The organism is Rhodoplanes roseus (assembly GCF_003258865.1).
GTDB lineage: Bacteria > Pseudomonadota > Alphaproteobacteria > Rhizobiales > Xanthobacteraceae > Rhodoplanes > Rhodoplanes roseus.
Genome location: NZ_NPEX01000012.1, coordinates 19,584 through 32,152 on the forward strand (window position 1 = coordinate 19,584; position 12,569 = coordinate 32,152).

A 12,569-nucleotide genomic window follows, 5' to 3' on the forward strand; every position below is an offset into this window, starting at 1 on the left:
GCCGTTTGAGCGATCAGACCCCAGCCCCCGACAAGCCCGCATCGGCTCCCACCCGCACCCCCGACGTCCTGGGACCGGCGCTGGCCCGGGCCCGCTGGGCGGCGTTCTGGGAGCGCCTGTGGCCCGCGCTGGCGCTGATCGCCACCGTGCTGGGCGGCTTCCTGGCCGCCTCGTGGCTCGGGCTGTGGCTGTGGCTGCCGCCGTTCGGCCGGGCGATCGGCCTGCTCGCCTTCGCGGCCCTGCTGATCGCCGCCCCGGTGCCGCTCGCGCGGCTGCGCTTCCCGTCCCGCACCATCGGCCTGTCGCGGCTCGATCGCGACTCGGGGCTGGCCCACCGGCCGGCGACCGCCGCCGTCGACACCATCGCGACCTCGACCGAGGATCCCTGGGCCGTCGCCCTGTGGCGCGCCCATGTGGAGCGCTCGCTCGCCGCCGCCCGTACGCTGCGGGTGGGCGTGCCGGCGCCGCGGCTGATGGGCCGCGACCCGTGGGCGGTGCGCATGCTGGTGCTGCTGCTGGTCGCCGTGTCCTTCGTCTCGGCCGGCGGCGACCGCATGCGGCGCATCGCCGCCGCCTTCGACTGGCAGAGCGCCGTGATCCCCAGCAACTTCCGGCTCGACGCCTGGGTGTCGCCGCCCGTCTACACCAGCCGCCCGCCGGTGATCCTGCCGGGCGTTCGGCCGGGCGAGACCGCCCATGCCGGCATCCCGGCGGCCGTGACGGTGCCGGCCGGCAGCGTGCTGGTGATCAGGGCGAGCGGCCAGGCCGGCCTCGACGTCTCCACCACGGGCGGTCTCGTCGAGGCGGCGCAGGACGCTGCCGCCAAGGCACCGGCCGGCGCCGAGGAGCGCCGCTACACCATCAAGGAGCGCGGCACCGCCACGGTGCGGGGCACCGGCCACGACCTCTCCTGGAGCTTCGTCGCGACGCCGGACCGCACGCCGACCATCGCCCTGACCAAGGACCCGGAGCCGCAGGCGCGCGGCGCGCTGCAGCTCACCTACAAGGTCGAGGACGACTACGGAGTGGTCGAGGCGCGCGCCGCCTTCGCGCCGAAACCCGGTGCTGCCGCGCGGCCGCTGTTCGATCCGCCCGACTTCACCCTGACCCTGCCGCAGGCCCGCACGCGCAGCGGCGCCGGCCAGACCATCAAGGATCTCACCGAAAGCCCGTGGGCCGGCGCCGAGGTGACGATGACGCTGACCGCCAAGGACGAGGGCGGCAACGAGGGCAAGAGCGAGGCGGTCGAGCTGCGCCTGCCCGAGCGCCTGTTCGTCAAGCCGCTCGCCCGCGCCCTGATCGAGCAGCGCCGCAATCTCGCACTCGACGGCGACAGCCGCGACACCGTCGCGGTGGCGCTCGACGCGCTCACCATCGCGCCCGACCGCTTCATGCCGGAGACCGGCGCCTATATCGGCCTGCGCTCGATCTTCTGGACGCTGACGCGGGCCAAGTCCGACGAGGACCTGCGCGAGGTGGTCCGCGAATTGTGGGCCCTGGCGACCCAGCTCGAGGACGGCAATGTCGCCGACGCCGAGCAGCGGCTGCGCAACGCCCAGGAGGCGCTGCGCCAAGCCTTGGAGCGCGGCGCCAGCGAGGAGGAGATCAAAAAGCTGATGGAGGAGCTGCGCGCCGCCATGCAGCAGTTCATGCAGGCGCTCGCCGAGGAGCTCCGCAAGAACCCGCAGATGGCGCGGCCGCTCGATCCCAACACGCGGCAGCTCCGCTCGCAGGATCTCAAGAGCATGCTGGACCGGCTGGAGGAGCTGGCCCGCTCCGGCGCCCGCGACGCCGCCCGCGCGCTGCTCGACCAGCTCCAGTCGATGATGGAGAACCTGCAGATGGCCCGCCCCGGCCAGCAGGGCGACGGCGACGACGACATGATGCAGGCGCTCGACGAGCTCGGCGACATGATCCGCAAGCAGCAGCAGCTCCGCGACAAGACCTTCCAGCAGGGCCAGGACCAGCGCGGCCAGCGCGGCCAGCGCGGACGTCGCGGCCAGCAGGGCGACCAGGAGCAGCAGCAGGGCGACGCCGGCGACTACGGCCAGCTCCAGCAGAACCAGCAGGCGCTGCGCGACCAGCTCAAGAAGCTGATGGAGCAGCTCCGCCAGCGCGGCATGGGCCAGCCGCAGGACGGCCAGGGCGACCAGCCGGGCGGCGACCAGTTCGGCCGCGCCGACGAATCGATGGGCGACGCCGCCGGCGAGCTCGGACAGGGCAACAGCGACGGCGCCGTGGACAGCCAGGGCCGCGCCCTCGACGCGCTCCGCAAGGGCGCTCAGGGTCTCGCCCAGCAGCTCCAGCAGCAGATGGGCCAGGGACCGGGCCGGGGCCAGCCGGGCCGCGGGCAGGCGCGCGCCCAGCAGGACACCGACCCGCTCGGCCGGCCCCTGCGCGGCCGCGACTACGGCGACGACACCACCGTGAAGGTGCCGGGCGAGATCGACGTCCAGCGCGCCCGACGAATCCTCGAAGAGCTCCGCCGCCGCTTCGGCGACCCGCTGCGGCCGCAGCTCGAGCTCGACTACATCGAGCGCCTGCTGAAGGACTTTTGAGCGCGGCCGACGGGCGGCTCACGCCGCCGCGTTCGTCGCCGCGTCGCTGATGGCGCGCAGCAGCGCCAGGAAGGCGCGGTTGAGCGGCGTCGGCACGCCGTGCCGCTCGCCCGCCGCCACGACCGCGCCGGTCAGCGCCTCCACCTCGAAGCCGCGGCCGGCGAGGCGATCGTAATACATCGAGGTGCCGGCCTCGGGCGGATAGTTCATCAGATAATCGAAGGCGCGCGGCGCCTCGTCGACGGCCAGCGCGGCACCGTCGGCACGGCCGACCGCCACGGCCTCCTGCAGCACCGCGAGGCACAGGGCCTTGACGTCGTCCCGCCGCAGCACCGCCTGGCGCTGCAGCGTCAGCGCCGTGATCGGATTGGCCGTGACATTGAGCAGCAGCTTCCTCCACGCCAGCGTGTCCAGCTCCGGCGTGACCAGCAGCCGCAGCGTCGTGCCGGCGAGCAGCGCCGCGAGCGCCCGCCCGTCGGCATCGTCCGCCATCGCGAGATCGTGCGGGCCGGCATGGCGCAGGCGGACCCGGTCGGCCGCCAGCCGCTCGCCGTTGTAGTAGACGACGGTCGGCACGACCCGGGCAGCGCCCGCGAAGGGACCGACCCGCCGCGCCTGATGGATGCCGTTCTGGAGCACGGCGACGCGGGTGCCCGGACCGCACAGGCGGGCCAGCCAGGGCGCGGCGGAGGCGGTCTCGTGCGCCTTGGTACACAGCAGCACCCAATCGACCGGCGTGGCGGCGGCGGGATCGGCCAGGCTGCGCAGCGGCACGACGATCGTGCCGTCCGGGCGCTCGGCCGTCAGGCGTTCCAGCGGGCGGCGCACGCAGGCGACCACATCATGATGCCCGGCATGGACCACGGAGGCGGCGACGACGCCCCCGATCCCGCCGAGGCCGACAATTGCGATTCTCTGCGCGGAGGGGCGCGGCTGCTGTGACACGCACATGCATGCCACAGTCATTCATTTGTATGACTTGGTCAACTTAATATCGCAGGCCGTGGACGTCGACCTACGCGTCCGACCCGCGCCGTCCGAACGCCCACACGAAGAAGATCACGGCGAGCGCCAGCGCCAGGCTGAACCAGGTGATGGCGTATTGCAGGTGGTTGTTCGGCAGGTTCGGCTGGAGATGCAGGGGCCGCGGCAGCCCGCCCGGCGCCGGCGGCGCTTCGAGATCGAGATAGAAGACCGGCACGTCGACACCCTTTGCGGCGGCGATCGACGCGGTGTCGCGGGCGAACCAGATGTTGCGGGCCGGATCGTCGGACGGCGCGAACACCGAGCGCTGCTCGGGCCAGCGCATCAGCCCGACGAGCTCGACCGGCCCCCTCACCTGCCCGGCCGCCCGCGCCTCGGGCGCCTTGTCGGCGTCCGGCACGAAGCCGCGGTCGACCAGCACGAGCCGGCCGTCGGCGAGCTTCAGCGGCGTGAACACCATGTAGCCGAGGCCGCCCGTCGCGGTGCGCGAGCCGGAGCCGACCGCATAGACGAGCGCCTCCTTGTCGTGGAGGAACTCGCCCGTCACCCGGACGCGGCGGAACTCGGTCGCCTCGCGGCTCAGTCCCGCCCAGGTGGCGGGCGCCGGCATCGGCACCGGCTCGGCGGCGAGCCGCTCGGTGAGCGTGGCGATCAGGGCCTGCTTCCAGGCCATGCGCTCGAGCTGCCAGACGCCGAGGCCGATCAGGATCGTGACGCCGACCAGCGAGACGATCGCCGGACCGAGCAGACGGCGGCGGGGCAGCGCGGCGGGCGCGGTGGCGGATGCCGGCACGGCGTTCAGGGCGTATCCTCCGGGCCGAACCGGCCCTCCTCCGCCTTGTGGCGGTACTGCAGGGCGATCATCAGGCCCTTGAGCGGGCGCAACGGCGCCAGCGTGGTGAGCAGGATCAGCGGCAGCCACAGCACCGCATGCACCCAGAACGGCGGCTGATAGACGATCTCGGTGATCAGCGCGGCCGCGACCACGACGAAGCCCGAGAACGACATCACGAAGAAGGCCGGCCCGTCACCCGAATCGATGAAGGCGAAGTCGAGTCCGCACACCTCGCAGCTCGGGCGAACGTCGAGGAAGCCGGCGAACAGGCGCCCCTGCCCGCAGCGCGGGCAGCGGCACCGGAGCCCCGCGGCGAGCGGGTTGGCGACGACGGGGTGATCGGTGCGATCGTCCATCTCGCCTCAATGCCCGCCGGCCGCCGCGGCGCCGCCCGAGCCCCACACGTAGATGCAGGCGAACAGGAACAGCCACACCACGTCGACGAAGTGCCAGTACCACGCCGCGAACTCGAACCCGAGATGCTGGGTCGGGGTGAAGTGGCCGGCATAGGTCCGCCCGAGGCAGACGATCAGGAAGATCGTGCCGATGATGACGTGGGCGCCGTGGAAGCCCGTCGCCATGAAGAAGGTGGCGCCGTAGACGTTGCCCGAGAAGGCGAAATGCGCGTGCGCGTACTCGAAGCCCTGCACCATGGAGAAGCAGAGACCGAGCGCGACCGTGCAGATCAGGCCCCATTTCAGGCCCTCCCGGTCGCCGTGCAGCAGCGAATGATGCGCCCAGGTGACGGTGGTGCCGGAGGTGAGCAGGATCAGCGTGTTCAGCAGCGGCAGATGCCAGGGATCGAAGGTCTCGATGCCCTTGGGCGGCCAGACGCCGCCGAACAGCTCGGTCCGGGCCACCATGTTGTGGGCATCCGGGAACAAGGCGGCGGAGAAATAGGCCCAGAACCATGCGACGAAGAACATCACCTCGGAGGCGATGAACAGGATCATGCCGTAGCGGTGGGAGATCTGCACCACCTTGGAGTGGAAGCCGCCGTGCTCGGCCTCGATGACGACGTCGCGCCACCAGCAGAACATCACGGCGAGGACGCCGGTGGCGCCGGCCGCGAACACCCAGGGCGCCGCCGCGAAGGACTTGTGCATCCAGAAGATCGCGCCGACCGCCATCACGAAGGCGGCGAGGGAGCCCAGCGCCGGCCACGGGCTCGGATCGACCAGATGATAGTCGTGCTGCTGCTTGGCGTGGGCCTCGGCCATCGTCGTCTCCGTGTTGCCGGTCGTCTCGTCTGTTCGTGGCGCGCGGCGCCGCCGTGTCGTCGGTCGGTCAGGACCCGCCGCTGCGCGCCGCCGATGCGGTCGCGGGCTCGCGGGTCGGGTAGAACGTGTAGGACAGCGTGATGGTGTTGAGATCGTCCTGGTCGGCGTCCCTGGCGAGCGACGGTTCGACGAAGAACACCACCGCCATCTCGCGCCGCTCGCCCGCCTTCAGGCGCTGCTCGGTGAAGCAGAAGCAGTTGATCTTCGAGAAATACGCCCCGACTGTCGTCGGCGCGACGTTGTAGGACGCGGTGCCGACGGTCTCGCGGGCCGCCAGGTTGGTGACCGTGTAGTAGACCGTGACGACCTCGCCGAGCCGCACGTCGATGCTGGTCTGCTCGGGCTCGAACTTCCACGGCAGCCCGCGCGAGATGTTGGCGTCGAACCGCACCGTGATGCGGCGATCGAGCGTCTCGGCCGGGGCCGCCGCGGCGACCTGGGTGGTGCCGCCGAAGCCGGTGACGCGGCAGAACCAGTTGTAGAGCGGCACCGAGGCGTAGGCCGCGCCGACCATCAGGCCGACGAAGACGCCGCAGGCGAGCGCCACGCCGATGTCGCGGCGTGTCGTCGAGCCACGCGGCCCGGAGGTCGGCGGCGGATCGTGCGGCGACGGGAGCGGCGCGTGCATGGCGTCCCTCACAGCGGCCGGTCCAGGATGCCGGGACCGAGCTTCACCAGCGTCACCGCGTAGAACAGCACCACCAGGGCCGCGAGCACGAGCGCGATCGCGACCGAGCGGGCGCGCTGCCGGCGCTTCTGCTCCGGCGTGAGGACGATGCCGTCGTCGTGCTGCAGGGGGCGGCCGCTCACGAGACACCTCCGAGCAGCGGACCCGCGGCGACGCGCAGGGCGTCGAGCCCGGCCGTCACGTAGGGCGCGACCCAATGGTCGACCAGCAGCACGGCGAACAGGACGAACAGGTAGTAGAGCGAGAAGCCGAACAGCCGCTTGGCGAGCCGGTCGGTCGCCTGCGCATCGCCGGCGCGCCACAGCCGGACCGACAGCCACAGGATTTTCGCGCCCGCAAAGGCGGCGACCGCACCGTACAGGATCCCGGCCTCGCCGATCAGGAAGGGCGACACGCCGATCGGCGCCAGCAGCATCGCGTGCAGGAGGATCTGCCGCTTGGTCTCGGCCACGCCGGAGACGACCGGCAGCATCGGGATGCCGGCACGGGCGTAGTCGTCGCTCCGCCACAGCGAGAGCGCCCAGAAGTGCGGCGGCGTCCAGAAGAAGATGATCAGGAACAGGAGCACCGGCTCGACCGCGAGGCTGCCGGTGGCGGCCGCCCAGCCGATCATCGGCGGCACCGCGCCGGCCGCCCCGCCGATCACGATGTTCTGCGAGGTCGCCCGCTTGAGCCACATCGAGTAGACGACGGCGTAGAACACGATCGTGAAGGCGAGCAGGCCGGCGGCGAGCCAGCCGGCGACCAGGCCCAGCACGGCGACCGAGCCGACCGCGAGCGTCGAGCCGAAGGCGAGCGCCTCGCCGCCGGTCACCCGGCCGGACGGAATCGGACGACGCGCGGTGCGCGACATCACCCGGTCGATGTCGGCGTCCCACCACATGTTCAGCGCGCCGGCGGCGCCGGCGCCCACCGCGATGCAGAGCAGCGCCGCGAAGCCGATCACCGGATGCAGCCGGTCCGGCGCGACCAGCATTCCGACCAGCGCCGTGAACACCACGAGCGACATCACGCGCGGCTTCATCAGCGCGACGTAGTCGCGCACCTCGGCCAGGCTCGGCTCGGCGACGAGCGCGGTGGCCGGCATCGGACGTGACAGGTCGGCACCGTCGGTGACGAGAGACATTCGGGGGACCTCTGTCTCGCCGCTCGGAGACGCGGCAATCGGTTGTTCGACGAACGTCGCCCGCGCGAACCGCGCCCGGGCCGGACGGAGCGGCGGCGGGCCGCCGCTCCGGATCATGCGTGCCTCAGCGGATGCGCGGCAGCACCTCGAACTGATGGAACGGCGGCGGCGAGGGCAGCGTCCATTCCAGCGTCGTCGCGCCGGCGCCCCACGGATTGGCTCCGGCGAGCTCCTTGCGCTGGAACGCCCGGATGATGCCGAAGAAGAAGATCAGCACCGCGAAGCCCGAGATGTAGGAGCCGATCGACGACACCATGTTCCAGCCGTGGAACGCGTCCGGATAGTCGGCGATGCGGCGGGGCATGCCGGCGAGCCCGAGGAAGTGCTGCGGGAAGAACACCATGTTGACGCCGACGAAGGTCACCCAGAAGTGCAGCTTGCCGATCGTCTCGTCGTACATGTAGCCGGTGAACTTCGGGAACCAGTAGTACCAGCCGGCGAAGATGGTGAAGACGGCGCCGAGCGACAGCACGTAGTGGAAGTGCGCCACCACGTAATAGGTGTCGTGCAGGGCGCGGTCGACCGAGGCGTTGGCCAGCACGACGCCGGTGACGCCGCCGACCGTGAACAGGAAGATGAAGCCGAAGGTCCACAGCATCGGGGTGCGGAAGTCGATCGACCCGCCCCACATGGTCGCGATCCAGGAGAAGATCTTGATGCCGGTCGGCACCGCGATCACCATCGTGGCGGCGACGAAGTAGGCCTGCGTCCCGGTGGACAGGCCGACCACGTACATGTGGTGCGCCCACACGATGAAGCCGATGAACCCGATCGACACCATCGCATAGGCCATGCCGAGATAGCCGAACACCGGCTTGCGCGAGAAGGTGGCGACGATCTGGCTGATGATGCCGAAGCCCGGCAGGATCATGATGTAGACTTCGGGGTGGCCGAAGAACCAGAACAGGTGCTGGAACAGCACCGGGTCGCCGCCGCCCTCCGGCGCGAAGAAGGTGGTGCCGAAGTTGCGGTCGGTCAGCAGCATGGTGATGGCGCCGGCCAGCACCGGCAGCGCGAGCAGCAGCAGGAACGCCGTCACCAGCACGGACCACACGAACAGCGGCATCTTGTGCAGCGTCATGCCGGGCGCGCGCATGTTCAGGATGGTGGTGATGAAGTTGATGGCGCCGAGGATCGACGAGGCGCCGGCCAGATGCAGCGACAGGATCGCGAAGTCGATCGCCGGGCCCGGATGGCCGATGGTGGAGAGCGGCGCGTAGATGGTCCAGCCCGAGCCCGCGCCGGTGCCGCCCGGCTCGCCTTCGACGAACAGCGACATCAGGAGCAGCGAGAACGCCGCCGGCAGCAGCCAGAACGAGATGTTGTTCATCCGCGGGAACGCCATGTCGGGCGCCCCGATCATCAGCGGCACCAGCCAGTTGCCGAAGCCGCCGATCAGCGCCGGCATCACCATGAAGAACACCATGATGAGGCCGTGCGCCGTGGTGAACACGTTGAACGTGTGCGCCGAGGCGAAGATCTGCATGCCGGGGTTCTGCAGCTCGAGCCGCATGCCGATCGACAGCACCGCGCCGATGACGCCGGCCATCATGGCGAACACGAGGTACATCGTTCCGATGTCCTTGTGGTTCGTCGAGTAGACGAAGCGGCGCCAGCCGGTCGGGTGGCCGTGCGCGTGAGCGTCGTGAGCCGTTACGGTCGCATCCATGGTCCGAATCCTCGAGGGTCTTGGCTGCCGCCGCGCGGCTGGCGCGCGGCGGACCGGCTCAGTCGGCGGTCGGGGCGGTGGCGGCCACCGTGATCGCGGCCGGCACAGGCGCCGGCGTTTCGGCGTACTTCTTCTTGGCGTCCTCGGCCCAGGCCGTGAAGGCCTGCTCGCTGACGACCCGGACGGCGATCGGCATGAAGGCGTGATCCTTGCCGCACAGCTCGGAGCACTGGCCGTAGTAGACGCCTTCACGTTCCGCCTTGAACCAGGTCTCGTTCAGACGGCCCGGAACCGCGTCGATCTTGATCCCGAAGGAAGGCACGGCGAAGGCATGAATCACGTCGGCGCCGGTGACCTGCACGCGCACCACCTTGCCGACCGGCACCACCATCTCGTTGTCGACCGACAGGAGGCGCGGCTGCCCGGGCTTGAGGTCGGTATCGGGCACCATCAGCGAGTCGAACTCGAACTTGCCCTGGTCCGGATAGGCGTAGCTCCAGAACCACTGCTTGCCGGTCGCCTTCACGGTGACGTCGGCCTGCGGCGTGTTGAGCTGGGTGAACATGATGCGGAAGGACGGAACCGCGATCATCACCAGGATGATCACCGGCACCACGGTCCACACCACCTCGACCAGCGTGTTGTGCGTGGTGCGCGACGGCGTCGGGTTGGCGCGAGCGTTGAAGCGCACCGTCACGACGACGAGGAGCAGGAGCACGAGGCCGACGATCGCGGTGATGATCCACAGGAGCAGATCGTGGAACCAGACGACGTCGTGCATCACCGGGCTGGCGGGCTGCTGGAGGCCGAGCTGCCACGGAGAAGGCTGGCCGAGACCGGCCAGCGCGGGCTCGGCGAGAGCCAGCAAGGTCGCGGCGAGCAACGCCACGCAAAGCACCCGGAGAACTCCCGTCATCGTGGTCACTGCTCCTTCGTCGGTTGGCCGACGTCTGCGGTCCTTGCGGGGCACGCGACGCGAGGCGGCGAAAAGCAACGGTCCAAAACCGGATGATGTCAGGAGGTTCCACCGCGCACACGACGGGCGCATAGGCGGACAGCCTCGACGGCACCGGGGGTCTGTACCGCGATTAGGCTCTTCAAACCACAATTCCGCCCCACTATCAATGTGCCTCATGGGGCGAGGCGAACGGAATCGCATCCGTCGCGGACGACGGTGCCGAGAACGATGTCCGGCGTCGCGGACGCGGCCCCAGACGGAGCGAATCGACAGGCGTCTCGACGACGTGACCGTGTACACGGACGGTGTGATTCCGTATCACGAATATAGCCACGCTCGTCCTACGATCCAGGGGCGAACGCTGCGGACGTCCGATCCGCGGAAAAGCCCGACCCAAGGAGTTCGCGATGGGTGCGTTCTCGATTCGAAAGGCCGCGCGCGCGGCCGCGCATCCGGCCGCCCGGCTGCCGGTCGCCGGCCTCGTCTCGCGGCTCTTTCTGGTCCTCGCCGCGACGGGCGCGCTCGTCTCGGCCGCATCGGCGCAGGGCGCGGTCCGCTCGGTCCACGAGGACTGGCAGATCCGCTGCGAAACGCCGCCCGGCGCGCAATCCGAGCAATGCGCGCTGTTCCAGAGCGTGGTCGCCGAGGACCGCGCCAATGTCGGCCTCACCGTGCTGGTTCTGCGGACCGCCGACCAGAAGACGCGGTTGATGCGCGTGCAGGCGCCGCTCGGCGTGCTGCTGCCCGCCGGGCTGGGCCTGAAGGTCGACAACGCCGATGTCGGCCGCGCCGGCTTCGTGCGCTGCCTGCCGCGCGGCTGCTACGCCGAGGTCGTGATGGACGAGAACCTCATCAAGCAGTTCCGCAGCGGCCAGACGGCGACCTTCTTCATCTTCCAGACGCCCGAGGAAGGCATCGGCTTTCCGATGAGCCTGAAGGGATTCGGCGACGGTTTCGACAAGCTTCCTTGACAGTCGGCCAGTCTTGACAGCGCGATGTGCTGCGAACATCACCGCGACGCTCGAAACCGCGCCCGGCGCGCTCTGATTCGGCGCCGCCGGACTGCAGGAGGTGGCCCGTGATGGCGGCCGAGATCACGACACGTAAACCGGCGACCGGACCGCGCAGACACAACCGTCGCGCACGCCTGACACCGAGGCTCCTGACCTCGACGCTCCTGGCGGCGGCACTCGGCACGATGGTTCTCGGCGCGACCGCTGCGGTCGCCGAGGCGCCCTGCCGCACCACCGGAAGCTTCGAGAGCTGGCTCGAGCGTTTCAAGCAGGAGGCGGTCCAGCAGGGAATTTCGCGCAACGCCATCGCGGCGGCGGCGCCCTACCTCGTCTATGACCAGCGCATCGTCAACATCGACCGCGGCCAGAAATTCTTCGCCCAGAGCTTCCTGCAGTTCTCCGACAAGATGCTGCCGGCCTACCGACTGCAGAAGGGCACCGAGCAGCTCGGCAAGCACGCCGCGCTGTTCGCCCGCGCCGAGAAGCAGTACGGCGTCCCGGGCCCGGTGATCGTCGCGTTCTGGGGACTGGAGAGCGACTTCGGCGTCGCCATGGGCAAGGACCACGCGATCCGCTCGCTGGCGACGCTCGCCTACGACTGCCGCCGCTCGGAGATGTTTCGCGGCCATCTGTTCGACGCGCTGCGCATGATCGAGCGCGGCGACCTGCAGCCGGCCGAGATGGTCGGCTCCTGGGCCGGCGAGCTCGGCCAGACCCAGATGATGCCGTCCGAGTACATGAAGCACGCCATCGACTGGGACGGCGACGGCCACCGCAACCTGCTCAAGAGCCCGGCCGACGTGATCGGCTCGAGCGCCAGCTACCTCCAGGAGCTCGGCTGGCGGCGCGGCGAGCCGTGGATGCGCGAGGTCAGGGTTCCGGCCAGCATGCCGTGGGACCAGGCCGATCTGGCGATCCAGCACCCGCACGCCAAATGGGCCGAATGGGGCGTGACGCTGCGCGACGGCAAGGCGCTGCCGAACGGCGGGCCGCCCGCCTCGCTGCTGCTGCCGATGGGGCGGCTCGGTCCGGCCTTCCTGGTCTATCCGAACTTCCAGGCCTACCTGAAGTGGAACGCGTCGCTGGTCTATGCCACCACGGCCGCCTATTACGCGACGCGGGTCGCCGGCGCGCCGCCGATGTCGCGCGGCGCCCCCGGCATCCCGGTGCTCTCTCAGGACGAGGGCAAGGAGCTGCAGCAGCTCTTGAACCGGGCCGGCTGGGACGTCGGCGTGCCGGACGGCAAGATCGGCGCCGGCACCCGCACGGCGATCAAGCAGGCCCAGATGAAGCTCGGCCTGCCGGCGGATTCCTATCCGACGCCGGAGCTGCTCGCCCGGCTGCGCGCCGGACGGTGAGGCCGTCGTCCTCCCGGCCGCCCTCCCCTCGCGGGAGAAG

Annotated in this window: 12 protein-coding genes; 3 read left to right on the forward strand and 9 right to left on the reverse strand. The window is 70.4% G+C overall.

What is annotated here, in order from left to right; all coding sequences use genetic code 11:
• Positions 1–5 precede the first annotated feature (5 nt).
• Positions 6–2,558 carry a TIGR02302 family protein gene (locus tag CH341_RS03255; RefSeq protein WP_111417597.1) on the forward strand — a complete coding sequence of 851 codons (2,553 nt, stop codon included), beginning with the start codon at positions 6–8 and terminating at the stop codon, positions 2,556–2,558.
• 18 nt (positions 2,559–2,576) lie between these two features.
• Here CH341_RS03255 and CH341_RS03260 read toward each other — a convergent pair whose 3' ends face one another.
• From CH341_RS03260 to coxB, 9 genes are all read right to left on the reverse strand, one after another.
• The gene (locus CH341_RS03260; protein ID WP_342634995.1) at positions 2,577–3,524 is read right to left on the reverse strand and encodes a 2-dehydropantoate 2-reductase; all 948 of its coding nucleotides are present in this window, start codon (positions 3,522–3,524) and stop codon (positions 2,577–2,579) included.
• A gap of 49 nt (positions 3,525–3,573) precedes the next feature.
• Positions 3,574–4,335, reverse strand: coding sequence for an SURF1 family protein (locus tag CH341_RS03265; RefSeq protein ID WP_245430848.1), 762 nt, complete (start codon positions 4,333–4,335; stop codon positions 3,574–3,576).
• Positions 4,336–4,340: 5 nt separating this feature from the next.
• Positions 4,341–4,733, reverse strand: a complete 393-nt coding sequence (locus CH341_RS03270) for a DUF983 domain-containing protein (protein ID WP_111417599.1) — start codon at positions 4,731–4,733, stop codon at positions 4,341–4,343.
• A 6-nt stretch (positions 4,734–4,739) separates the two neighbouring features.
• Positions 4,740–5,597: a cytochrome c oxidase subunit 3 gene (locus tag CH341_RS03275; protein WP_111417600.1), complete on the reverse strand. Its 858-nt coding sequence runs from the start codon at positions 5,595–5,597 to the stop codon at positions 4,740–4,742.
• A gap of 67 nt (positions 5,598–5,664) precedes the next feature.
• Positions 5,665–6,297, reverse strand: coding sequence for a cytochrome c oxidase assembly protein (locus CH341_RS03280; protein WP_425376141.1), 633 nt, complete (start codon positions 6,295–6,297; stop codon positions 5,665–5,667).
• Complete coding sequence (locus tag CH341_RS34035) at positions 6,294–6,467, reverse strand: hypothetical protein (RefSeq protein WP_170149448.1); 174 nt, start codon at positions 6,465–6,467, stop codon at positions 6,294–6,296. The genes CH341_RS03280 and CH341_RS34035 overlap by 4 nt, the downstream gene beginning before the upstream one ends.
• A complete protein-coding gene (locus CH341_RS03285) occupies positions 6,464–7,471 on the reverse strand; it encodes a heme o synthase (protein ID WP_111417602.1) in 1,008 nt (335 codons plus the stop codon). The genes CH341_RS34035 and CH341_RS03285 overlap by 4 nt, the downstream gene beginning before the upstream one ends.
• Before the next feature lie 124 nt (positions 7,472–7,595).
• Complete coding sequence (gene ctaD, locus CH341_RS03290; protein ID WP_111417603.1) at positions 7,596–9,200, reverse strand: cytochrome c oxidase subunit I; 1,605 nt, start codon at positions 9,198–9,200, stop codon at positions 7,596–7,598.
• 58 nt (positions 9,201–9,258) lie between these two features.
• Complete coding sequence (gene coxB, locus CH341_RS03295) at positions 9,259–10,116, reverse strand: cytochrome c oxidase subunit II (RefSeq protein WP_111417604.1); 858 nt, start codon at positions 10,114–10,116, stop codon at positions 9,259–9,261.
• 449 nt (positions 10,117–10,565) lie between these two features.
• Between coxB and CH341_RS03300 the strand changes: the two genes are divergently transcribed.
• The gene (locus CH341_RS03300; RefSeq protein ID WP_111417605.1) at positions 10,566–11,129 is read left to right on the forward strand and encodes an invasion associated locus B family protein; all 564 of its coding nucleotides are present in this window, start codon (positions 10,566–10,568) and stop codon (positions 11,127–11,129) included.
• Positions 11,130–11,356: 227 nt separating this feature from the next.
• Positions 11,357–12,529 (forward strand): lytic murein transglycosylase, encoded by a 1,173-nt coding sequence (locus tag CH341_RS03305; protein ID WP_111417617.1) that lies wholly within the window; start codon positions 11,357–11,359, stop codon positions 12,527–12,529.
• Positions 12,530–12,569 lie beyond the last annotated feature (40 nt).

What these genes read in the sequence shown, in the direction of transcription:
- ctaD (WP_111417603.1), bottom strand. Translation starts at nt 9,200, where the DNA reads ATGGATGCGACCGTAACGGCTCACGACGCTCACGCGCACGGCCACCCG.
- CH341_RS03260 (WP_342634995.1), bottom strand. Translation starts at nt 3,524, where the DNA reads ATGACTGTGGCATGCATGTGCGTGTCACAGCAGCCGCGCCCCTCCGCG.
- CH341_RS03300 (WP_111417605.1), top strand. Translation starts at nt 10,566, where the DNA reads ATGGGTGCGTTCTCGATTCGAAAGGCCGCGCGCGCGGCCGCGCATCCG.
- CH341_RS03275 (WP_111417600.1), bottom strand. Translation starts at nt 5,597, where the DNA reads ATGGCCGAGGCCCACGCCAAGCAGCAGCACGACTATCATCTGGTCGAT.
- CH341_RS03285 (WP_111417602.1), bottom strand. Translation starts at nt 7,471, where the DNA reads ATGTCTCTCGTCACCGACGGTGCCGACCTGTCACGTCCGATGCCGGCC.
- coxB (WP_111417604.1), bottom strand. Translation starts at nt 10,116, where the DNA reads ATGACGGGAGTTCTCCGGGTGCTTTGCGTGGCGTTGCTCGCCGCGACC.
- CH341_RS03270 (WP_111417599.1), bottom strand. Translation starts at nt 4,733, where the DNA reads ATGGACGATCGCACCGATCACCCCGTCGTCGCCAACCCGCTCGCCGCG.
- CH341_RS03305 (WP_111417617.1), top strand. Translation starts at nt 11,357, where the DNA reads ATGGTTCTCGGCGCGACCGCTGCGGTCGCCGAGGCGCCCTGCCGCACC.